21 protein-coding genes are annotated in these 21220 nt (G+C 71.9%); 8 read left to right on the plus strand and 13 right to left on the minus strand.

The features are described from left to right. Positions 1-16: 16 nt before the first annotated feature. A complete protein-coding gene (locus tag ABD691_RS15935; RefSeq protein WP_344680466.1) occupies positions 17-919 on the minus strand; it encodes an oxygenase MpaB family protein in 903 nt (300 codons plus the stop codon). 148 nt (positions 920-1067) lie between these two features. Next, entirely contained in the window at positions 1068-1673 is a 606-nt protein-coding gene (locus tag ABD691_RS15940) for a TetR/AcrR family transcriptional regulator (protein ID WP_344680467.1), read from the minus strand. A gap of 82 nt (positions 1674-1755) precedes the next feature. Between ABD691_RS15940 and ABD691_RS15945 the strand changes: the two genes are divergently transcribed. Further along, positions 1756-2673 (plus strand): oxygenase MpaB family protein, encoded by a 918-nt coding sequence (locus ABD691_RS15945; protein ID WP_344680468.1) that lies wholly within the window; start codon positions 1756-1758, stop codon positions 2671-2673. 21 nt (positions 2674-2694) lie between these two features. Here ABD691_RS15945 and ABD691_RS15950 read toward each other — a convergent pair whose 3' ends face one another. Further along, a complete protein-coding gene (locus tag ABD691_RS15950; protein WP_344680469.1) occupies positions 2695-3330 on the minus strand; it encodes a LysE family translocator in 636 nt (211 codons plus the stop codon). Between the two features lie 117 nt (positions 3331-3447). Between ABD691_RS15950 and ABD691_RS15955 the strand changes: the two genes are divergently transcribed. Both ABD691_RS15955 and ABD691_RS15960 read left to right on the plus strand, forming a co-directional pair. Then, on the plus strand, positions 3448-4818 hold the full coding sequence (locus ABD691_RS15955) for a dihydrolipoyl dehydrogenase family protein (RefSeq protein WP_344680470.1): 1371 nt from the start codon (positions 3448-3450) through the stop codon (positions 4816-4818). A gap of 176 nt (positions 4819-4994) precedes the next feature. Beyond that, entirely contained in the window at positions 4995-6326 is a 1332-nt protein-coding gene (locus tag ABD691_RS15960; RefSeq protein WP_344681300.1) for an amino acid permease, read from the plus strand. Between the two features lie 4 nt (positions 6327-6330). On the opposite strand, the gene ABD691_RS15965 is transcribed toward ABD691_RS15960, so the two are convergent. Genes ABD691_RS15965 through ABD691_RS15975 form a run of 3 tightly spaced genes read right to left on the minus strand, consistent with a single transcriptional unit; the run spans position 6331 to position 10115 of the window. Continuing rightward, positions 6331-7569 carry a PAS domain S-box protein gene (locus tag ABD691_RS15965; RefSeq protein ID WP_344680471.1) on the minus strand — a complete coding sequence of 413 codons (1239 nt, stop codon included), beginning with the start codon at positions 7567-7569 and terminating at the stop codon, positions 6331-6333. A 56-nt stretch (positions 7570-7625) separates the two neighbouring features. Further along, positions 7626-8906 carry an alpha/beta fold hydrolase gene (locus ABD691_RS15970; protein WP_344680472.1) on the minus strand — a complete coding sequence of 427 codons (1281 nt, stop codon included), beginning with the start codon at positions 8904-8906 and terminating at the stop codon, positions 7626-7628. A gap of 39 nt (positions 8907-8945) precedes the next feature. Then, positions 8946-10115, minus strand: coding sequence for a YbfB/YjiJ family MFS transporter (locus ABD691_RS15975; RefSeq protein WP_344680473.1), 1170 nt, complete (start codon positions 10113-10115; stop codon positions 8946-8948). Between the two features lie 151 nt (positions 10116-10266). Between ABD691_RS15975 and ABD691_RS15980 the strand changes: the two genes are divergently transcribed. From ABD691_RS15980 to ABD691_RS15990, 3 genes are all read left to right on the plus strand, one after another. Next, a complete protein-coding gene (locus tag ABD691_RS15980) occupies positions 10267-10836 on the plus strand; it encodes a TetR/AcrR family transcriptional regulator (protein WP_344680474.1) in 570 nt (189 codons plus the stop codon). 37 nt (positions 10837-10873) lie between these two features. Next, on the plus strand, positions 10874-11560 hold the full coding sequence (locus ABD691_RS15985; RefSeq protein WP_344680475.1) for a histidine phosphatase family protein: 687 nt from the start codon (positions 10874-10876) through the stop codon (positions 11558-11560). A 98-nt stretch (positions 11561-11658) separates the two neighbouring features. Then, positions 11659-13188 carry a long-chain-fatty-acid--CoA ligase gene (locus tag ABD691_RS15990; protein WP_344680476.1) on the plus strand — a complete coding sequence of 510 codons (1530 nt, stop codon included), beginning with the start codon at positions 11659-11661 and terminating at the stop codon, positions 13186-13188. Between the two features lies 1 nt (position 13189). Here ABD691_RS15990 and ABD691_RS15995 read toward each other — a convergent pair whose 3' ends face one another. Beyond that, complete coding sequence (locus tag ABD691_RS15995) at positions 13190-14047, minus strand: hypothetical protein (protein WP_344680477.1); 858 nt, start codon at positions 14045-14047, stop codon at positions 13190-13192. A 152-nt stretch (positions 14048-14199) separates the two neighbouring features. Here ABD691_RS15995 and ABD691_RS16000 point away from each other — a divergent pair, with 152 nt between their 5' ends. After that, positions 14200-15708, plus strand: a complete 1509-nt coding sequence (locus ABD691_RS16000) for an ArnT family glycosyltransferase (RefSeq protein ID WP_344680478.1) — start codon at positions 14200-14202, stop codon at positions 15706-15708. A gap of 16 nt (positions 15709-15724) precedes the next feature. Here the strand turns inward: ABD691_RS16000 and ABD691_RS16005 are convergent, their stop codons facing one another. From ABD691_RS16005 to ABD691_RS16030, 6 genes are all read right to left on the minus strand, one after another. After that, positions 15725-16957 carry a PrsW family intramembrane metalloprotease gene (locus ABD691_RS16005; RefSeq protein ID WP_344680479.1) on the minus strand — a complete coding sequence of 411 codons (1233 nt, stop codon included), beginning with the start codon at positions 16955-16957 and terminating at the stop codon, positions 15725-15727. A gap of 63 nt (positions 16958-17020) precedes the next feature. After that, positions 17021-17443: a MaoC/PaaZ C-terminal domain-containing protein gene (locus ABD691_RS16010; protein ID WP_344680480.1), complete on the minus strand. Its 423-nt coding sequence runs from the start codon at positions 17441-17443 to the stop codon at positions 17021-17023. Then, positions 17440-17931 carry a MaoC family dehydratase N-terminal domain-containing protein gene (locus ABD691_RS16015; RefSeq protein ID WP_344680481.1) on the minus strand — a complete coding sequence of 164 codons (492 nt, stop codon included), beginning with the start codon at positions 17929-17931 and terminating at the stop codon, positions 17440-17442. The genes ABD691_RS16010 and ABD691_RS16015 overlap by 4 nt, the downstream gene beginning before the upstream one ends. Beyond that, positions 17928-19157, minus strand: a complete 1230-nt coding sequence (locus ABD691_RS16020; protein WP_344680482.1) for an NAD(P)/FAD-dependent oxidoreductase — start codon at positions 19155-19157, stop codon at positions 17928-17930. The genes ABD691_RS16015 and ABD691_RS16020 overlap by 4 nt, the downstream gene beginning before the upstream one ends. An 85-nt stretch (positions 19158-19242) precedes the next feature. Then, the gene (locus tag ABD691_RS16025) at positions 19243-19800 is read right to left on the minus strand and encodes a class I SAM-dependent methyltransferase (RefSeq protein ID WP_344681302.1); all 558 of its coding nucleotides are present in this window, start codon (positions 19798-19800) and stop codon (positions 19243-19245) included. 414 nt (positions 19801-20214) lie between these two features. Next, positions 20215-20346: a hypothetical protein gene (locus ABD691_RS16030; RefSeq protein WP_344680483.1), complete on the minus strand. Its 132-nt coding sequence runs from the start codon at positions 20344-20346 to the stop codon at positions 20215-20217. A gap of 247 nt (positions 20347-20593) precedes the next feature. Between ABD691_RS16030 and ABD691_RS16035 the strand changes: the two genes are divergently transcribed. Beyond that, positions 20594-21220 (plus strand): FAD-dependent oxidoreductase (locus ABD691_RS16035; RefSeq protein ID WP_344680484.1); only part of this gene is annotated, 627 nt, incomplete at its 3' end.

Below are 21220 nucleotides of genomic sequence, written 5' to 3' on the forward strand. Positions count from 1 at the left end.
CAGCCGTCGACGGCGTTCAGCCCGTGACCGGGCAGTGCGGCACCGACGCCGCGACCGCGGTCCGCCTGCGCTCGGCCCGGTGGAACGACTCGGGTCCGAGGTCGGCGAGCGTGTAGCCGCCCGGGTAGGTCAGCGGCTTGGGCACCGACGGCCGGGAGTCCGGGCGGACCGGCCCGAGGCGGACGGCCAGCGCCCGCGCCTTCAGCGCGAGCTCGGCGATGCGCCGCCCGCGCGGCGACGGCTCTTCGAACCGGAACGCGGCGAGCAGGTGCGGCTCCATCAGCAGCTTGCCCGCCTCGGACACCGCGCCGGAGAGCACCCGCGGATACCACGATCCGAACAGGTCCAGCGTCGCCTGCGCGACCCGCCTGCCCGCGGGGTCGTAGCCGAAGTTCGCGCGCTCGTAGTCGTCGAACAGCCGCGCGAACTCCTCGTAGGTCCCGGGGATTCCGTCGATCCCCATCCCCTCGCCCATGTGCCGCATGGTGTTGGTGATCGCGGTGATCTCGCGCGGGTGCAGCCTGCGCCAGCCGTAGGACTCGAGCCAGCGGACCGGCATCACGACGAACGTGGAAAGCGTGTAGAGGTAGTCGCCGTTGCTGATGCGGAAGCGGCCGTGGATGCGGTTGAGCCGGTCGACCGCGGCCAGGCCCTGTTCGCTCTCCGGGCCCTCGTGCAGGATCTCGTAGAGGATCAGCGCCGTGTCGTCGTAGCGCTTCTGCGGTTTCTTCGTGAATTCGGCGGTGCGGTCGAGCAGCCTGCCGATGCTGGGCACCGCGTAGGTGCGGAACAGCGCGAGTTCCAGCGATTTGGTGATGTCCCACGGGAACTCGTACTCCGCGATGAGCCGGTACATGGCCGCGTAGTCCCGGTCTGGATCCATCGCCAGAATCCGGCGGAGGCGGTCGAACCGTTTCATCGTGCCAACTCCTCGGCTGGGCAGGGCGCCAAGCGGACGGTAGCCACGGGCACGACCCGCGGTCAATGCACCTCGCCTGAGCGGACGAGCGCCCTGTCCATTGTGGATGTGCCGGGCAGAGCGCGCCGCACGAGCTGAGCACTGCCGGTCAGCCGTCCCGCGCAGCCGGAGAACCGCCCGCGAGCGACGCCGAGGCCAGCAGGAGCGCCACGCAGTAGTCGACCAGATCGGCCCTGGTGACCGCGAGACTTCCGTCGAGCCAGCGCACGAACAGGTTGCTCAGCGCGCCGATCAGGGCGGTCGCGGTCATCCGCGCGGCGCGGCCCGACGGGTCGCCGCCCAGCCGGGCGGCGACCAGATCGGCGAAGACCGGCATCAGCTCCGCGCCGCGAGCGCCCAGCGCCGCGTCGGTCATCGGCTCCAGCAGCAGCACCCGCCCCTTGCGGGGATCGTCGGTGAGCACTCCGAGGAACGCCTCCACCGCGGCCGCGGGCTCGTGGGGGCTGTCGCGCACCGCCTCCTCCAGCGCCTCCTTGGCCTCCCCCGCGACCTGGTCGTAGACGGCCAGCAGCAGCGCTTCGCGGTCGGCGAAGTTCTCGTAGAAGTACCGGTCGGTCAGCTCCGCCCGGCGGCACACCGACCGGACCGCGACCGCCGCGCTGCCCTGCGTGCCGAGCAGGTCCAGCCCGGCGGCCAGCAGTTTCTCCCGGCGCACCGCGCGGCGCTCCGGCAGGCTCGTGCCGCCCCAGGTCATGGCCTGGCGATCGGGTGATTGACGCCCATGGTCGGTGATCCTACTCTGATGACAGGTGTCCTCAGTTCTCCGAGGAGCTGCGATGTCCATTGTGGATCCCGAACCGCTCGGGCCGGATTCGTTGATGTGGAAGCACTTCGGCGACTGGCGCGGGCTGATGCTCGCGCTGTGGGCCGGGTCGATGCAGAACATGCACCCCCAGCTCGGCGCCGGGGTCGAGCAGCACTCGCGGTTCTTCGAGGAGCGCTGGCAGCGGCTGTTCCGGTCGCTGTACCCGATCGGCGGCGTGGTCTACGACGGCCCGCGCGCCGCCGAGACCGCCCGCCAGGTCCGCGGCTACCACGACACGATCAAGGGCGTGGACCGGCACGGCCGCCGCTACCACGCGCTCGACCCGGACACCTACTTCTGGGCGCACTCGACGTTCATGGTGATGCCGATCATCGTCAACGAGTACCTCGGCACCCCGTTCACCGAGGCGCAGAAGGAGCAGCTCTACGCCGAAGGGATCCAGTGGTACCGGCTGTACGGGGTGAGCATGCGCCCGGTGCCGCCCGACTGGCAGAGCTTCCGGCGCTACTGGGACCACATGTGCGCCGAGGTGCTGGAGGACAACAAGGCCACTCGCGACGTCCTCGACATCTCCGGGATCACCAGGCCGCCGCTGCTGCGCCGGCTGCCCGAACCGCTCTGGCGGCTGCTGCGGATTCCCATCGCACGGGGGTTCGTGTGGTTCACCGTCGGCCTCTACCCCGAGGTGGTCCGGCAGCGGCTCGGCTACCGGTGGTCCGCCCGCGACGAGCGCGCGCTGCGGATCCTGGGCCGGATCGTGGGCGCGGTCTGGAAGTTCGTCCCCTTCCGGCTGCGCTACCACCCGCGGGCGCGGGCCGGGTGGCTGCGCGAGCGCGGCAGGCCCGTCGGTCCGGTGGAGACCCCGGCGCGCAACCTGCCACCGGTCGAACGGCGAAGCGATCCCAAGCACTACTCGCCGTCGGTGTGATCACGTCCCTTCGACAGTTGATCACGTGCCTTCGACGGCTACCCGCAGCCCCAGCGCGACCATCACGCCACCGGTCACCCGCTCCAGGAGGAGCCGGATCCGCCGCCGGGTCAGCAGCGTGCGCAGCCCGCCGACCAGCCAGGACGCGAGCCGCCAGTACACGACCGCGACCACCAGGAAGACCAGCGTGAACACCGCCGAGGTCTCCGCGCGGGGCTCGTCGGGCGCGATGAACTGCGGGAGCAGGGTCAGGAAGAGCAGGATGATCTTGGGGTTGAGCAGGTTGCTCACCAACCCCTGCCGGAACGCGGTGCCGCGCCCGATCCGCCCCGCGGGCGCCCGGACCTCCACCTCGGGCACCTCGCCCCGGTGGCGCCAGCTCTTCCACAGCGTGGTCGCGCCGAGCCACACCAGGTAGCACGCGCCCGCGATCTTGATCGCCGTGTACAGCCGCGCCGAGGCCGCGAACACCGCCGAGAGCCCGACCACCGACGCGACGGCGTGCACGAGCAGCCCGGAGCAGCAGCCCAGCCCCGTCCACCACATCGCCGAGCTGCCGCCGCGCAGGCTGTTGCGCAGCCCCAGCGCGGTGTCCGGCCCCGGAACGAGCGTGAGCACGATGACGAACAGCAGGAACGGAATCAGCTGAGACGGCACGGCTACAGGCTAGTCGGCGCCCGCCGCCGGTGCGGGGACTGCACCGATTCGGCGGCGTGCGCCGGTCCCGGCCCGGTGGTGGGCTGGAGGCCGACACCGGACCGACGGGAGGACGAGATGGACGCCGAAGAGGTCGACGTCGTGGTGGTCGGGCTGGGCCCGGGAGGCGAGGACGTGGCCGCCCGGCTCGCGGCCGGCGGGCTCGCCGTGGTCGGCGTGGAGTCCCGGCTGGTCGGCGGCGAGTGCCCGTACTTCGCCTGCGTGCCGACGAAGATGATGGTCCGCGCCGCGGGAACGCTGGCAGAGGGCCGCCGGGTCGACGCGCTGGCCGGATCCGCCGAGGTGCACCCGAGGTGGACCCGGGTCGCCGACCGGATCCGCGACGAGGCCACCACCGACTGGGACGACACCGCCGCCGTGGAGCGGCTGGAGAAAAGCGGTGCCCGGTTCGTGCGCGGCCGGGGCCGGATCAGCGCGCCGGGCGAGGTCACCGTAAGCACCGTGGACGGCGAACGCCTGTTCCGCGCCCGGCGCGGCATCGTCCTCAACCCGGGCACCGACCCCGCCGTGCCGCCGATCGACGGGCTGCGGGAGAGCCCGTACTGGACCAACCGCGACGCCGTGCGCGCCCGCGAGGTCCCGGAGTCGTTGCTCGTCCTCGGCGGTGGGCCGGTCGGAGTGGAGCTCGCGCAGGTGTTCGCCCGGTTCGGTGCGGCCTTGACGATCCTGGAGCCGCAGCCCCGGCTGCTGCCGTCCTTCGAACCTGAGGCAGGCGAACTGCTCGAATCGGTCCTGACCTCCGAAGGGCTCGGCGTGCGCACCGGCGAGTCCGCCGCCGAGGTCGGCCACGACGGCGAGCGGTTCACCGTCCGCCTCGGCTCCGGCGCGGAGCTAAGCGCGCAGCGCCTGCTGGTCGCCACCGGGCGGCGCACCGACCTCGCCGCGCTGGGCGTCGGCGCGGCCGGGCTGGACGAGCAGGCCAAGGGCATCGCGGTCGACGACCGGTTGCGCGCCGGGGACGGCGTCTGGGCGATCGGGGACGTCACCGGCCGCGGGGCCTTCACCCACACGTCGGTCTACCAGGCCCGGATCGCCGCCGCCGACATCCTCGGGCAGCCGTCCGAACCCGCCGACTACCGGGCGATGCCCGCGGTGGCCTTCACCGATCCGGAGGTCGCCATGGTCGGGCTGACCGAGTCGGCCGCGCGGGAGCGCGGGCTGCGCGTGCGCACGGCGACCACCGACATCGCCGCGTCGGCCCGCGGGTGGATCCACAAGGCGGGCAACGAAGGGCTGATCAAGCTCGTCGCCGACGCCGACCGCGGCGTCCTGGTGGGCGGCACGGTGGTCGCCCCGGCCGGAGGCGAGATCCTCGCCGGGCTGGCCGTCGCGGTGCAGGGCGAGGTGCCGGTCGCGCGGCTCCGGGAGATGGTCCTGGCCTACCCCACCTTCCACCGCGCGCTGGGGGTCGCCTTCGACGAGCTGTGAACCCCGGCTGGAGATCCTCTCGCGGAGTGGGAAGCGGTCCCTGCGCACGTCCGTCCACGGCAGACTGACCCACCGCGACAAGCGGCCGGCGCAGGCAGGATCCGGTCGCGCGGAGGAGGGCGACCGTGGAAACCGAGGACTCCGGCGGACTGCGCCAGAGCCTGCGCCGGCGGCACATGAACCTGATCGCGCTGGGCGGAGTGATCGGCGCCGGGCTGTTCGTCGGCAGCGGCGTGGTCATCCACCGGACCGGGCCCGCGGCGGTGGTCTCGTTCCTGCTCGCGGGCGTGCTCACGGTGCTGATCATGCGGATGCTGGCGGAGATGACCGTCGCCCGTCCGGCGCTGGGCTCGTTCTACGCCTACGCCCGCGAGGTGCTCGGCGCCAGGGCCGGCTTCGCCGTCGGCTGGATGTACTGGTACTTCTTCGTGATCGTGGTCGCCGTCGAGGCGGTGGCGGGCGGCGAGATCCTCCAGCTGTGGCTGCCCGGCGTGCCGCTGTGGGTGCTCAGCGGCGTGCTGCTGGCGGTGCTCACGGCCACGAACCTGGTGTCGGCCCGGTCCTACGGCGAGTTCGAGTACTGGTTCGCGTCGATCAAGGTGCTGGCCATCGCGTGCTTCCTGGTCGTGGGAGCGCTCGCGGTCTTCGGCTTCTGGCCGGGTGCGCACGGCGGGCTGGCGAATCTGACCGCGCACGGCGGGTTCGCGCCGCTGGGCGTCGGCGCGGTGCTGGCCGCCGTCGTGCCGTGCGTGGCGTTCTACACCGGGGCCGAGATCGTCACCATCGCGGCGGCGGAGTCGGCCGAGCCCCGGCGGGCGGTGGCCGACGCGATGAGGTCGATCATCCTGCGGGTGGTGGCCTTCTACGTCGGTTCGGTGTTCGTCGTCGTGGCGGTCGTGCCGTGGAACTCGCCGGAGATCAGGGTCAGCCCCTACGCGGCGGTGCTGTCGGTGCTGGAGATCCCGGCCGTGTCGACGGTGATGAACGCGATCGTGCTGACCGCCGTGCTTTCCTGCCTGAACTCCGCGCTCTACACGTCCTCGCGGATGCTGTTCGCGCTGACCAGGAACGGCGACGCGCCGCGCGCCCTGACCCGGCTGGGCCGCGACGGCGTGCCGCGCCGCGCGATCCTGGCGGGCACCGTCGTCGGCTGCGTCTCGGTGCTGGCCGCCTACCTCTCCCCCGACGTCGTGTTCCAGTTCCTGGTCAACTCCTACGGGGCGGTCGCGCTGTTCGTCTACCTGGCCATCGCGCTGGCCCAGGTGCGCATGCGCAGGCGGATCGAGCGCGAGGACCCGGGCGCGCTGTCGCTGCGGATGTGGTTGTTCCCGTGGCTGAGCTACCTGACCATCGGCCTGATGGCCGCGGTGATCCTCGCGATGGCGGTGCTGCCGGACAGCCGCTCGCAGTTCTGGCTCAGCCTGGCCACCCTCGCGGTCGTCCTGGCCGCTTACGAGGTGCGCAGGCGCCGCGCTCCCGCTCCCCTGGCCACCACCGCCGGGCCGTGACTGCTCACCGCTCCGGCAGGTCGCCGGATTCCCGGCGGTGGCGGCGCTTGCGCAGGTACATGTCGCGGTCGGCGGCGTGCAGCAGGTCTTCCGGTTTCGTCGAGGGATCGTCGGTGGTGGCGTAGCCGACGCTGGCCCGCAGCTGGATCTCCACGCCGGACACCAGGACCCGGGTGTCGAGCCGCGCGGCGATCCGGTTCCGCAGCTCGACCGCGGACTGCCGGTCCCAGAGCAGGCTGACCACCACGAACTCGTCCCCGCCCAGCCTGGCCACGGTGTCGCCCGAGCGCACGGCCGACAGCAGCTCCTCGGCGACGATGGTCAGCATCCGGTCGCCGAGCGCGTGCCCGTAGCGGTCGTTTACCGGCTTGAGCCGGTCCAGGTCGGCGACGATCACCACCAGCACGCCGTTGCCCCGGGCCAGCTGCTGCAGGCCGTGGTCGAGCCGGTCCGACAGCAGCGCCCGGTTGGCCAGCCCGGTCAGCGGGTCGTGCAGCGCCAGGTGCGCGAGGTGCGCGTCGACCAGCCGCTGCTCGCCCATGTCCTCGTACTGGCTGACCAGGTAGGCGGGCAGCCCGTCGGCCCCGGGCACGGTGGTGGACCGGATAAGCACCCAGATCGGGTGGCCGTCCTTGTGCCGGTAGCGCTTCTCCAGGCTGATCGTGTCCTTGCGGCCTTCGAGCAGGTCGGCCAGCGCGGCCAGCCCCTGCTCCTCGTCCTCGGGGTAGGTGACGTCGCCGAAGGACTTGGTCAGCATCTCCTCCCTGGTGTAGCCGAGCATGCGGCACAGGGTGTCGTTGACCGCCGTCCACACACCCTTGAGGTCCAGCAGCGCCATCCCGATCGGCGCGTTGGCGAAGCTGCGCTGCCACAGCAGCTCGGCCTCGCGGCGCGCGGTGATGTCCTGGGCCTGCGACAGCAGGTACTGCGGGCGGCCGTGCGGATCGCGGATGACCGACCGGGACAGCAGGACGAAGATCACCGCGCCGTCGGAGCGCACGTAGCGCTTCTCCAGCACGCTGTCGCCCTCCAGCGGGCCCTCGTCCACATCCTCCGGGTGAGTGACGTCGCGGAAGTTCAGGCCGTGCAGTTCTTCCGCGCTGTAACCGAGCAACCGGCACATCGCCTCGTTGACGTACAGGTAGCGCCCCTGCAAGTCGAGGATCGCCATCGCAGCGACGGACTGGTCGAAGACGCGCTGCCACGGCACACCATCAGCGAAGTACGGGCCCGAGGCTGACATGAGGACACCCACGATAACCCGGGGCGTTGCCGACCGCGCAGTCGTCACGGCCCAGGTCAGGCGTCACCGCGGTTCATCGCCAGCAGGCGGTCCAGGACGGCCGGGCTCGTCCGCAGCCCGTCGTGCTCGTACTCGTTTGTGATCCACGCGCGGGCCCGCCGGACCTGCCCCACCGACTCCAGCGACTGGTCGCGGTCGACGTACATGTCGTCGTGGTAGACCACCGCCGCGACCGGGACGTCGTTGGCGGCCAGCCGGTCCAGGTCGTAGAGGTGCGGCCAGTCCTGCTTCGCCGCGAGCAGCTCGGCCGCCTCCCGCAGCGGCACCAGCGCCGGGTCCTGGTCGAAGAACCAGGGGTAGATCATCTCGCCGGTGAAGTTGACCCGCGGCGCGCCCGCGAGGTCGAACTCGCCGAACTCCGCGCGGACCCGGTGCGCCGACCAGCGCGAGGCGGTCCGCTGGCAGTAGATCGCCTCGTGCAGCAGCGCGTAGAGCGGGCGCTCGGCGAACGAGACCACCGCGTCGACCCCGCGCAGGAAGGTGTCCGACAGCGCCGGTCCGGACGGTCCGGCGACGAACGCCTCCTCCAGCAGGTAGTGCAGCGCGTCGAAGCGGCTCGCCTGCCCGAACTGGATGCCCAGGGTCTGGAACCGCTCCGGGGTCAGCCGCTCCCCCGCGGGCAGCCGGACGTCGTGCTCGGCGAGGTGGTCCACCACCCGCCGCGCGATGTCCACATCGGACGGATAGCGGGCGTAGTAGGCGTCGTTCTTGGCCAGGGTCCGGGGATAGGCCGCGCGGTAGACGTCGTCGGCGTGCCCGGTCAGAGTCGGGACGCCGCCGGTGATCAGCACCTCGCGCAGCCCCTCGGGCGCCGACGACAGGTAGGTCAGCGCGCAGAACCCGCCGAAGCTCTGCCCGAGCACCGTCCACGGCTCGTCGCCGAGCAGCCGCTTCCGCACCACCTCGGCGTCCCGGACGATCGAGTCGGCGCGCAGCATGCCCAGGTGCCGGGCCTGCTCGCCCGGCGGCATCCCGGCCAGGGTGGTCCGGCCCGCCGGGGTGCTGCGCCCGGTGCCGCGCTGGTCGAGCAGCAGCACCCGGTGGTCCTGCAACGCCCGCCCCAGCCAGGCGCTGGTGCTCTGCGGGCGGTCCGCCTTGCCGCCGGGACCGCCCTGCAGGAACACCAGCCACGGCAGGTCCGCGTCCTCGAAACCGGGAGCCACCACCTCCCGGCCGAACACCTCGATCTCCCCCGACTCCGGGGAGTCGTGGTCGAGCGGGACCCGGAACACGTGATCGCGCGCGACCAGGCCGGGACGGCGGAAGGTGGTGGACATCCGGAACTCTCCTTCGGCTTCGGGACTCGGCTTCCGACGTTAGTGCGGCAGGTGGTCGCGGTGCCCGCCGCGCGAGAACTCGCCACCGGTCAGGGTCGTGGCGGTTCGGGAGTCGTCGCGGACCGGGCCGGCCAGCAGCGTGAGCGCGGCGATCGCGGCGGTGACCCACAGCGCGGTCCCGAGGCCGCTACCGGCGGCGAGCACGCCCATCACCGCCGGTCCGGCGATCGTGCCGATGGCCAGGAAGACCAGCGCCACGCTCAGCGCCGCGGTCGGGCGCTCGGGGAACAGCCGGTGGCTCCAGACCGCCAGCAGGCCCGAGCCCGCCATGAAGCTCGCGCCGTAGAGCAGGGCCGACGCGATCACGGCCGTCAGCTCACCCGGCGCCAGAGCGAGCAGCCCGGCCGCGCACGCCAGCGCCAGGAAGATCACCCGGTGCGCGCCCGGCAGCCCCCAGCGGTGGATCAACACGCCCGTCGCCAGCCCGGCGACACCGGAAAGTCCCGTCAGGATCCAGAAAACCGGTGCCGCGCCGGTGGCCGAGACCGCGGCGACCGCGAACGACCAGTACACCGCACCCACCAGCCCGTAGGACAACGCCGTCGCGTAGAGGCGGAGTGCCGAAAAGCCCGCCGCTGCGCCAAATCCGGCCGACCGGCGGCCGGCCCCACCGGGGATCACGGCGAGGTTGTAGGCGGTGACGGCCAACGCCATCAGCGAGAAGAGGCCCCAAGCCACCCGCCACTGCACAGCCATCGCCAGCGCACCGGCCACTACGACCCCGAAGGCGGTGCCGGTGGGCAGCAACGCGAGCACGCGGCTGCGCCGGTTCTCGGGGATCAGCCGGTCGACGGCGTCCGAGTAGGGCGCCCAGACCCAGCCCGAGCTCGTCCCGGCCAGGACCAGCCCGGCGACGAGCGTCGCGCTCCCGTCGGCCACGGCGACCAGCGCCATGCCGACCGCCGCCGCGAGGCCCCCGGCCACCACCAGCGGCCGGGGTCCCACCCGGTCGGCCAGCGCACCGGCGGCCACCAGCGCGAGCAGGTAACCGGCGTAGCCCGCGCTGGCGATCCAGCCCGCGGTCGAGACCGGGAGCCCGAACTCCCGCGCGATCTCGGGCAGGAACAGGCCGTAGCCGTACCGGGCGAAGCCGAACCCGACGCCGATCGCCGAGACCCCGGCGATCCCGACCCGCCACGCCGGGCTCACCGGCGGCTCCCGACACCGTGCCGGATCCCGTGCCCGGCGTGGATCCCGGCGACGAAGTCCCGGACCAGCCCGATCAGCGATTTCCACAGAGTGCGCATGCGGCAGATAGTAGACAGACCTGTCTACCTACTGTCAATGGTAGGCTCGGCCCGTGAGCACGACGAGGACCTCGGCGCGGGAACGCCTGCTCGACGCCGCGGGCGAGCTGTTCTACCGGGACGGCATCCGCGCGGTCGGCATCGACGCGGTCATCGCGCGCGCCGGGGTGGCGAAGATGAGCCTGTACAAGCACTTCCGCTCGAAGGACGAGCTGGTCGTGGCCTACCTCGAACGCCGCGAACAGCGCTGGCGGGAGCACTTCGAGACCCAGGCGCGCGGCATGACCGGCACGCCCGCCGAACGCGTCCTGGCGGTGTTCGACGTGCTCGCCCGCTGGACCGAGCGGGAGAACCCGCGCGGCTGCGCGTTCATCAACGCCTACGCCGAACTCGCCGACGCCGACCACCCCGGCGTCGCCATCGCCCGCGCCGACAAGCAGTGGCTCCGCGATCACCTCGCCGAGCTGGTCGCCGGTTCCGATCCGGACGGCCTCCTCGGCTCGCAGCTCTTCCTGCTGCTGGAGGGCGCGCTGGTGACCACCGCGATGGACAGCGTCGAGGACGCGATGGCCGCCGCCAGGTCCGCCGCCGAACGACTTCTGGACACAGCCCGGGTCGCCTGACCGGCGACCGCTCTCCGAGGAACGGAAACCATCCGAGATGACCGAGTACCGCCAGGCCCGGTTCCGCGTCCCCGCGGACGCCACCGAGCTGCTGCTGATCCGCCACGGCGAATCCGCCCGCGCCGACCCCGACCGGCCGTTCGAGCTGATCGACGGGCAGAGCGACCCGGACCTCGCGCCGGAGGGCCGCGAGCACGCCGAGCGGGTCGCCGACCGGCTGCGGGACGTGCGCCTCGACGCCCTCTACGTCACCACCCTGCGCCGCACCGCCCAGACCGCCGCCCCGCTGGTGTCGCGGCTGGGCCTGACGCCGCGGGTCGAGGCGGACCTGCGCGAGGTGCACCTCGGCGACTGGGAGGGCGGGCTGTTCCGGGCGCGCGTCGCCGAACGGCATCCGACCGTCGCGCGGATGCACGCCGAGCAGCGGTGGGACGTCATCCCCGGCGCCGAGCCGGGCGCGGAGTTCGCGGCCCGCGTCGGCGGGGCGATCCGGCGGCTCGCCGCCGCGCACCCGCAGGAGCGGGTGGCCGTGTTCACCCACGGCGGCGTCATCGGGCAGGCGCTGGCGCTGGCCACCGGATCCCGCCCGTTCGCCTTCCTCGGCGCCGACAACGGCTCGATCTCGCAGCTCGTGATCAGCGGGGACGACTGGATCCTGCGCGGGTTCAACGACATCGCGCACTTGGAGCGGTCCTTCGGCGGCGAACCCGCACCGCCGACCTGACATCCATCCACAGTGGACCCTGATGCGGCGTGCTTGACCGCGAACCTCCGGCACAGCACCATTACCCGGTCACGTTCCCGCCCCGCATCGAGGTGCCGATGTACGAAAGCGGACCGACCGGCCGAGGCATGGCGCTGGGCGACCAGCTCGCCCGGCACGCTCGCCGGACCCCGGACACGACCGCCCTGGTCTTCGACGGCACCTCCCGCACCTACCGCGAGCTCGACGAGCGGGTTTCCCGGCTCGCGGGAGCCTTGCGGGAGCGCGGGATCGGGCCTGGCGACCGGATCGCCGTGCTGAGCCTGAACAACCTCGAAACGGTGGAGTCGTACCTGGCCTCGGCCCGTCTCGGCGCGATCTGCGTACCGGTGAACTTCCGCCTCACCGCACCCGAGGTCTCCTACGTGCTCGCCGACAGCGGCGCGGCGGCGCTGGTGACCGAGCCGGCGTTCGCCGATGTCGTCGCCGCGGCCCGCACTCCGTCGCTGCGGACCGTCCTCGTCGTCGGCGACGACTACGAACAGGCCCTGCGGGCCGCCGTTCCCGCACCGGAAGAGTCCACAGCAGACCTCGACGCTCCGGCGTTCGTGATGTACACATCCGGCACGACCGGCAAGCCGAAGGGCGCCGTCCTCACGCACCAGAACGTGCTGATGCACGCCTTCTCGACGATCACGCACCTCGGTGTTCCCGCCGACGACCGGGTGGGGATGTCCGGCGCTCCGCTGTTCCACATCGCCGGAGCGGCGGCGCTGGCGCTGAACCTGCTGGTCGGCGGGACCTCGGTGCTCACCCGCTCCGGACGGTTCGACCCGGCTGAGACGGTCGGCCTGCTGGCCCGGCACAGGGTGTCGAACTGCTTCTTCGTCCCCGCCCAGTGGCAGGCGATCTGCGCCCTGCCCGACCTCGCCCGCCACGACCTGTCCGCGCTGCGCCGCATCTCCTGGGGCGCCTCGCCCGCGCCGACCGCGCTGCTGCGCCGCATGATCGAGCTGTTCCCGCAGGCCCAGGTCACGACCATGTTCGGGCAGACCGAGTGCAGCCCGGTGACCACCGTGCTGCGCGGCGAGGACGCCACCCGCAAGATCGGCTCGGTGGGCACGCCGATGCTCAACGTCGAGGTCCGGGTCGTCGACGACGACATGAACGACGTGCCCCGGGGCGAGGTCGGCGAGATCGTCTACCGCGGCCCGATGGTCATGAAGGAGTACTGGGGCAAACCGGCCGAGACCGCCGAGGCGTTCCGGGGCGGCTGGTTCCACTCCGGCGACCTGGTGCGCCAGGACGCCGATGGCTACTTCTACGTCGTCGACCGGAAGAAGGACATGATCATCTCCGGCGGCGAGAACATCTACTGCGCCGAGGTGGAGGACGTGCTCGACGGCCACCCCGGGATCGCGGAGGTGGCGCTGATCGGCGTGCCCGACGCGAAGTGGGGCGAGGTCCCGCTCGCGGTCGTCGTCCCCCGCGACCCCGGCGCCCCGCCCACCGCAGAGGAGGTCGAGGCGTGGTGCCGGGAGCGGCTGGCCGGGTACAAGTGCCCGCGCCGCACCGCGATCGTCCCGGAACTGCCGCGCAATCCCAGCGGCAAGGTGCTCAAGACCAGCCTGCGCGCCAAGTTCGGCTGACTCACCTCCTGCCCGCGGCCGGACCGGCCACCCGGATCCAGGCGAACAGCACCACCAGGAACCCGGCGAACAGCACCGGCTGGACCACGTCGGCGAAGGTGCCGGGCCAGCTCGGGACCATCGCGTGCTCTTCGTGGTCCCCGACCGTCTTGGTCCGCCACACCGACATCGCGGCGATGAGCAGCTGCAGCGGGAACGCCATTCCCAGCACCACTCGCGCGCTGCGGCGGCGCAGGGCGGTGTCCACGGCGTCGTCAGCGGCGATCGATCGGCGCATGCAGAGCACAAGACCGGTGCCGACCACAAGCGCGCCCACCGCTGTCGCCGCGAACGGGCTCCACGCGGGCGGACCCGCCATCAGCTCGGCGGGCGGGGGAGACATGACGTTGGCGACCGCCGCGGGCAGGTGCGGTCCCGCCATCAGGTCGACCACCGCGAACGCGATCGTCATGACCACGAGGCCGCCGTAGAGCAGGACCGCCCACGGCGGTACCAGCTCGAAAAGCCCGTGCCGCTTCTGCGAATCACGCCGAGCGCCGAGCGCGCACACCACGTCGCCCAGCACGCCGCCCACCATGAAGCCGAGGAAGGCGTAGGCCCCGGGCCGGAAACCGTGCTCGGCGAGCGCGACGCCGAGGACCGCGGACGCCCCGACGAACCACGGGTACCAGATCCAACGCCTCCGCAGGTAGCCCATCACCGCGCGCGTCTGCTCGTCTCCCGGTGCGGGCACTCCCCACTTGTGCAGGACTTTGCGCCCACGACCGGAATTCCACCAGCCGACTCCGACGATGACGAGTGCGACGACAGTGGTCATAAGTCCTTGGCCCAGTGCGTCGTCCCACGGATTCGGATCCAACAGCTCTCCTTCGATCTCTTCCGGCAAGCCCGCCACACAGTAGGGCTTCGTGCTTCGGGAAATGCTCTGGTTCGCACAAATCCACTTCTGACCACGTAAAATTCCCGGTCCGGGGTCGCGGAGCTCATGGTCTGGGGGAAGATTTGGCACACGTGCACGGGGGTCCTACGGTGCTCGGCCGGTCCGCCGAACCGGGCGTTCCCGCGTTCGCGCGCGGGCCAGTGCTCACCATCGCCGCGATCACGGGCGTGGTGTTGCTTGCCCTCAGCGCGCGGTACGGCTACGTCTCCGACGAGCTGTACTTCCTCGCGGCGGGCAAGTACTACCTGGACTGGGGTTACATGGACCAGCAACCGCTGGTCCCGCTGCTGGCGCGCGGGCTGGACGCGGTTTTTCCCGGTTGGCTTCCCGTTTTCCGGTTCCCCGCCGCGCTGGTGACCTCGCTCGGCGTCGTCGTCACCGCGCTGATCGCCCGCGAGTTCGGCGGTGACCGCAGGGCGCAGATCCTGGCCGCTGCCGCGTATCCGCTCTCGCCCTGGCTGCTGCTCAGCGGGCACTGGCTCGCCGCCGCGACCATGGAACCGTTGCAGTGGACCACGATCATCTGGTTGCTGGCGCGGTGGGTCCGGCTGCACGCCGCCGGAATCCGCCGCGATCGGTTGCTGTTGTTCGTCGGTCTGGTCGCCGCTGTCGCGTTGCAGACCAAGTTCCAGATCGTGGTGCTGTGCGTGGCGCTGATCGCCGGAGTGCTGATCGCCGGTCCGCGCGCGGTGCTGGCCCGGCCGCTGTTGTGGACGGGCGCGGCGATCGCGCTCGTCACCGCGGTCCCGACGCTGCTCTGGCAGGCCGCGCACGGCTGGCCCGCCCGCGACATGGGCACCGTCGTCGACGCCGAGACGAGCAGGCTGCTGTTCCTGCCCAACGTCGCGCTGTACGCGGGAATCGCGGTCGGGACCGTGCTGTGCGGATACGGCTTCTGGCGGCTGTTCCGCGAACCCCGCTTCCGGTTCCTGGGCTGGGCGGTCGCCGGGGTAACGCTTTTCTTCATCGCCGCCGGCGGACGCGCGAACTACCTCGCCGGGCTTTACGGCCTGCTTTTCGCCGCCGCCGCGGCCGGTCTGCAACGCCGCCGCGAGTCGACGGGACCGCGCTGGCAGTGGCTGTCCTGGCCCGCCTACATGCTCTCGGCGGTCCTCCCGGTCGCGCTGCTGCCGATCTACCCGCTGCCCGTGCTCGCGAAGCACCCGGAGTTCCCCAGCTTCACCCGGCTCTACGAGACCGGCTGGCCGGAGCTGGCGCGCACGGTCGCCGACGCCTACCGCTCGTTGCCCGCCGAACTCCGGGAACGCACCGCGATCGTCGGCGAGAGCTATTACACCACCGGCGCGCTCGACATCCACGGGCGGGAGCTGGGACTCCCCCGCGCCTACAGCCCGCACCGCGGGTACTGGTTCTTCGGCGCACCGCCGGACCGGGCGACCGCGATGCTCTACGTCGGCAACGAGCAGCCGCTCGCCCCGTACTTCGGACCGGGCCGGAAGCTGGCCACCGTGCACAGCGATCTCGGTCTGCTCAACCTCGCCCAGGGCGACACGGTCACCCTCTACCAGGACCCGAAGCTCCCCTGGTCCGCGCTCTGGCCGAGGATCCGCACGATGTAGCTCAGCCCTGGACAGCTCACCGCCGGTGCGGAACCTGCGGGAGCCTGGCGACCTGGATCTGGCCGGGCGGCGCGAAGAACCCGGACTGCTGCTGACGCGCCCACGGTGGCGGCGGCGCCTGCGGGAGGCGGCGGAAGAAGGCGTCCCGGGCCGCGCGCATCAGGCCGAGGATCGCGTCCCGCCGGGCGTGGAAGGCGCGCGGGTCGATGGTCGCGGTCTGCGCGCGGGCGTGCAGCAGCGCGAGCTCGGTCGCGGCGAGCTGGTAGTCGCCCATCGCCCGCGCCCCGACACCGCCCGCGTTGACCCGCGCCCAGTGCCGCGCGTGCCGCCGTCCGGGCATCGTGCCGAGCATCTGCACGTCGGCAGGCTGCACCAGGCCGCTCGGGACGTAGGCGGGCAGGTACCGGCGGATCAGCCCGACCAGCCGCCTGCGGTCGCGCACCAGGATCACGATCATCACGACCAGCACCACCGCTTCGACCGCGTAGGCGATGATCAGGCCGCCGAGCCCGAACACCGTCGAGCCGTTCCACAGCGCGTGCAGCAGCACCGCGCCGAGCCAACCGCCGACGACGGCGAAGAACCGGCCCGGTCCCCGGTGCGTCGCGGCGTAGGCGACGCCGAGCCCGGTCAGCGAGGTGTAGAGCGGATGCCCGAGCGGAGCGACCACACCGCGCACGACGATCATGAGCCAGAACTGGCCCGCGGGGCCCTCGATACCACGCATGTAGTAGAGGATGTTCTCCACCAGCGCGAAACCCAGCCCGCACAGGCTCGCGTAGACGATGCCGTCGGTCGGGCCGTCGATCTCGGTGCGCCGCCACCACAGCAGGAACAGCAGCAGCGCGCCCTTGAAGCTCTCCTCCACCACGGGTGCGATGACCGCTGCCGTGGCGAACTCCGCGGGCCCGCTGCCCAGCACCGACACCAGCAGTTCACCGCTGACCGAGTTCACGATGAGCGCGCCGATGATCGCCACACCGCCTCCCCAGCCCAGCGCGAGCAGCAGGTGCAGCCGCGGCTCCGGTTCCAGCCGGTCGACCAGCAGGATCAGCCCGACGAGCAGGACCGCGGTCGGCAGCGCCAGCACCGTTCCCGCCAGCACGACCGCCGTCCCGCCGAGGACGACGTAGAACCCCAGCGCGAGCAGCAGGCAGATCCCGGACACCACCAGCCCGATGATCAGCGGGACGGGTGCGCGGTTGGAGCTGCGTCCTTCGAGGATGGACTGCGGAGTGAGCGCGGACATGCGCGAGAGCCTAGGAGACCCCGCGCGCCGTCGCGGCCGTTCCGCTCAGGCCGGCCTGTGATCTCAGTCGAGCCGGACCACGGCCCGGACCGTGCTGAGCACGTCCTCGCCGTCCACCGACGCCGTCACCTCGACCGCGACCCGGCGGTCCGCCAGCTTCTCCACGACCTCGCCCGCGACCGACAGCGTCACGCCCTCGTCGGTGTCGGGCACGACCACGGGGCTGGAGAACCGCACCTCGTACTCGGCGACCGCGCCCGGGTCGCCGATCCAGTCGGTGACCAGGCGTCCGGCCTGCGCCATGGTGAACATGCCGTGCGCGATGACGTCGGGCAGCCCGGCGTCCCTGGCGAGGCGCTCGTTCCAGTGCAGCACGTTGAAGTCGCCGGAGGCGCCGCAGTACTTGACCAGGTTCAGCCGCCGCACCGGAATGTCCACGCTGCCGATGCTCGTTCCCGGCTCGACGTCGTCGTAGCGCACGCTCACCGCTCCTCCCCCGCCCCGGTGCCGCGCGAGATCAGCACGTTGACCGCCGTGCACACCAGCTCGCCGCGCGCGTCCGACAACTCCGTCTCAAGCCGGACCAGCTCGTGCGGCCCCGCGTCCCTGATCTCGGCGACCAGCCCGGAGGCGGTCAGCAGATCACCGGCGTGCACGGGCCTGCGGTACCGGAACTTCTGCTCGCCGTGCAGGACCCGGCGGTAGTCCAGGCCGAAGTCCGGGTCGAAGATCGGGCTGCCCGCCTCGCCGATGCCGGTGATCACGATGGGGAACGTCGGTGGCGCGACGAGGTCGGGATGACCGAGCGCCCGCGCGGCCCGCACGCTGCGGTAGGCGGGGTTCGGGTCGCCGATGGCCTCGGCGAACTCGCGGATCTTGCCCCGCGTGACCTCGTACGGCTCGGCGGCGGTGAAGCGGTGCCCGGCGTAGGCCCGGTTGATCGTCACGACGTTGCCCTCCTGCCCGCGGTTCACACCACCTGCTTGCTGTAGCCCTTCAGGTCGAAGTCGACGTCGGCGGCCTGCTCCGGCGACAGCGGCGCGCCCGCGGTGAGAATCCGCCGCACCGCCATGTGCTCGGTCGCCCGGCCGATCGACTCGGCGCCCAGCAGCTCGTCCCCGCGATAGCAGAACACGCTGAACTTGCCCTCGCTCTGGTCTCCCCGGACCACGGTGCGGTCGTGGCCGTCGGTCAGCCCGGCGATCTGGAGCTTCACCTTCCCCTGGTCGGTCCAGAACCACGGCACGGCGTCGTACGCACCGGCGTCACCGGTCAGCCCGGCCGCGACGTGCCGCGCCTGGTCCACCGCGTTCTGCACCGACTCCAGCCGCACCGGCCGCCCGGCGTGCGGGCTGGGGAACCGCGCGCAGTCGCCGATCGCGAAGATGTTCGGATCGCTGGTGCGCAGCGACCCGTCGACGACGATGCCGTCGTCGACCGCGAGACCGGCTTCTTCGGCGAGTTCCACGTTGGGGCGCACACCGATGCCGACCACCACCAGGTCCGCGGGGACCACCGAACCGTCGTCCAGTTCCACGCCGGTCGCCGCACCGTTCTCGCCCACGATGCGGCGCACGCCGGCGCCCAGCACCACCCGGACTCCGAGCGAGCGGTGGACGCCGGTGAAGAACTCCGACGTCCGCTCGGTGACGACGCGGGACATCACCCGGGGCAGCGCCTCCACGACGGTCACCGACAGCCCGGCATCCGTTGCCGCGGCGGCGAACTCCAGCCCGATGAACCCACCGCCGACGACCACGACCCGGCGCACCGAGCCCAGCGCCTCGCGGAGCAGATCGGCGTCGGCCACCGTCCGCAGCCCGGCGACCGAGTCCAGATCGGCGCCCGGGACCGGAAGCTCGCGGTTCCGCGATCCCAGCGCGAGCACGAGGTCGTCGTATTCGATGCCGGTGCCCGAGGCGGTTTCGACGGTGCGGCGTTCGCGGTCGATGGCCACGATCCGCTCGCCGCGCAACAGCTCCACGGCGTTGTCGGTGAAGAAGTCCTCGCCGCGCAACCGGATTCCGTCAGTGCCCGCCTGGCCCGTCAGGTACACCTTCGACAGCGGGGGCCGCTGGTACGGCAGCCCCGGCTCGTCCCCGGCGAGCACGATCCGTCCGGAAAACCCGTTCTGGCGCAACGAAGCCGCCGTCTGCAGACCCGCCTGACCGCCACCGGCGATCACCACTGTGCCACTCATACTGTGCCACTCATCCCGCCACCTGCCGCAACTGATCTCCGCGCGATCCAGTCGAACTCTACGCGAGCCGGGCGGGCGCGAGCGGTCAGCGCGTGGTGGGGCGGCGGCAGACGTAGCTGCGGGCGGGCGGCAGGTTGCGCCACACCGTGCGGCTGGTGACGACCTCGTCGAAGGCGATGTCGAGCCGCCTGCGGAACAGCCGCGCGCCGGTCATCCCCAGCGCGTGCACGTAGGCGAAGGTGGTGAAGGCGCCGCCCGGTGCGAGAACCCGGCCGACCTGTTCCAGGATGTCCTTCTGCAGCCTGCCCGGGAAGATCGACCACGGCAGGCCGCTGACCACGGCGTCGACCGACTCGATCCCGGCGTCGGCGAGCAGCTCGCCGAGGTTGGCCGCGTCGCCCTGGATGACCTCCAGCCAGGGCACCGCCGAGCGCAGGTACTCCACCATCCCGCCGTCGAGCTCGATCGCCACGTGCCGCCCGCCGGTGGGCAGGCGCCGGGCGATCGCGCCGCTGAGCGCACCGGTGCCCGGTCCGAGTTCCACCACCACCGGCGATCCGGTGGTCGGCACGACGGCGGCCATCTCGCGGGCCAGGGCCGGCGAGCTCGGCGCCACCGCGCCCACCAGGCCGGGCTTGCGCAGCGCCCGCTGCGCGAACGCCAGGACCGATCCGGGGCGCCCGGTGCCGTCGTGCTGCTGAGGTGGAGTCACGGAAACCTTCCCGGTGGTTGGTGCGATCCGGGCTCACCCTATCCGGCCGGGTCCTCGACCGGCACGGACCCGGCGACCGCCGGCTGTCCAGCGGATGTAACGAACGGCACACCGATCCCGATACAGCATGCGGCACGACCTCCACGCGAGGCGGGCACGCGAGAAGCCCCGTTTCCGGTATCGCTCACCGGACTCGGGGCTTCGTTATTTCGGAATGCGAATGCCGGGAGAGGCAAATCTCGGAAAGAAACGCGGAAACCGCGTAACAGAACGGGCTCCCCCGGCGATGCGTCGAATTTGCTCCGGGCTTGTTCCCGACGGGAGCAAGCCCGTTGCACGCGCGCGTCAGGCCGGCCGCTCGACCAGCTCTCCTGCCTGGTCAGGGGCGCTCACCGCGGACCGCCGAACCCACCTGACCGCCGCACCGGCCGCTGCCAGCAGCACGACCGCCTCGCTCACCAGAGCCACCCACGTCATGACCACTTCACTGCCTCCCTTCTGCATACCTCCCCGTCTCCGGAAACAGCGCGTGCCGACAGCCGCCGTCAGGCGGCTTGTTCCGAAGAGGTTTGGGGCGAACACCCACTTTCGTGAACAATCGTAGGGCTTTGTTTCGTCCCTGTTGAAGGGCCCCCGGCAGTGGTCTGCATCGCACCCGTTCGCCGGTGCGGCAGCTCACACCGGAACCGGGAAATCAACCGGATCGGTCGATGTTGGGGTGGGTATGCGCGAGGTTGACGTGGTGGTCATCGGAGCCGGCCAGGCCGGGTTGAGCAGCGCGTACCACCTCCGGCGCAGCGGTGCCGGCTTCGTCGTGCTCGACGACGCCGACCGCGCGGGCGGTGCGTGGCAGCACCGCTGGCCGTCGCTGCGGATCGGCGCCGCGCACGGGATCCACGACCTGCCGGGACTCGCGTTCGAGACCGGCGACGACTCGCGGCCCGCGTCGGAGGTCGTCTCGGAGTACTTCGCCCGCTACGAGCGGACGTTCAAGCTCCCGGTCCTGCGCCCGGTCAAGGTGCTTGCGGTCCGCTCGGCCGGAGCACATCTGCACGTCGAGACCACGGCCGGGACGTGGGCGGCCCGCGCGGTGATCAACGCGACCGGTACGTGGGAGAACCCGTTCTGGCCGCGCTACCCCGGACAGGAGCTGTTCGCCGGCCGCCAGCTGCACACCGCCGACTACCGCGACGCCGAGGAGTTCCGCGGTCAGCACGTGGTCGTGGTCGGCGGCGGGATCTCGGCCGTGGAGCAGCTGACCGAGATCTCCGAGGTCACCACCACGACCTGGGTCACCCGGCGGCCGCCGGTGTTCAGCGACGCCGAGTTCACCCCGGAGCGGGGGCGGGCG

Origin of the sequence: Saccharopolyspora taberi (genome assembly GCF_039534165.1) — a bacterium.
GTDB classification, from domain to species: Bacteria; Actinomycetota; Actinomycetes; order Mycobacteriales; family Pseudonocardiaceae; genus Saccharopolyspora_D; species Saccharopolyspora_D taberi.

Coding starts and splice junctions, on each gene's coding strand:
- ABD691_RS16030 (WP_344680483.1), bottom strand. CDS start 20,346: ATGACGTGGGTGGCTCTGGTGAGCGAGGCGGTCGTGCTGCTGGCAGCG.
- ABD691_RS15990 (WP_344680476.1), top strand. CDS start 11,659: ATGTACGAAAGCGGACCGACCGGCCGAGGCATGGCGCTGGGCGACCAG.
- ABD691_RS15945 (WP_344680468.1), top strand. CDS start 1,756: ATGTCCATTGTGGATCCCGAACCGCTCGGGCCGGATTCGTTGATGTGG.
- ABD691_RS15940 (WP_344680467.1), bottom strand. CDS start 1,673: ATGACCTGGGGCGGCACGAGCCTGCCGGAGCGCCGCGCGGTGCGCCGG.
- ABD691_RS15960 (WP_344681300.1), top strand. CDS start 4,995: ATGAACCTGATCGCGCTGGGCGGAGTGATCGGCGCCGGGCTGTTCGTC.
- ABD691_RS15965 (WP_344680471.1), bottom strand. CDS start 7,569: ATGTCAGCCTCGGGCCCGTACTTCGCTGATGGTGTGCCGTGGCAGCGC.
- ABD691_RS15985 (WP_344680475.1), top strand. CDS start 10,874: ATGACCGAGTACCGCCAGGCCCGGTTCCGCGTCCCCGCGGACGCCACC.
- ABD691_RS15970 (WP_344680472.1), bottom strand. CDS start 8,906: ATGTCCACCACCTTCCGCCGTCCCGGCCTGGTCGCGCGCGATCACGTG.
- ABD691_RS16020 (WP_344680482.1), bottom strand. CDS start 19,157: ATGAGTGGCACAGTGGTGATCGCCGGTGGCGGTCAGGCGGGTCTGCAG.
- ABD691_RS15935 (WP_344680466.1), bottom strand. CDS start 919: ATGAAACGGTTCGACCGCCTCCGCCGGATTCTGGCGATGGATCCAGAC.
- ABD691_RS15955 (WP_344680470.1), top strand. CDS start 3,448: ATGGACGCCGAAGAGGTCGACGTCGTGGTGGTCGGGCTGGGCCCGGGA.
- ABD691_RS16005 (WP_344680479.1), bottom strand. CDS start 16,957: ATGTCCGCGCTCACTCCGCAGTCCATCCTCGAAGGACGCAGCTCCAAC.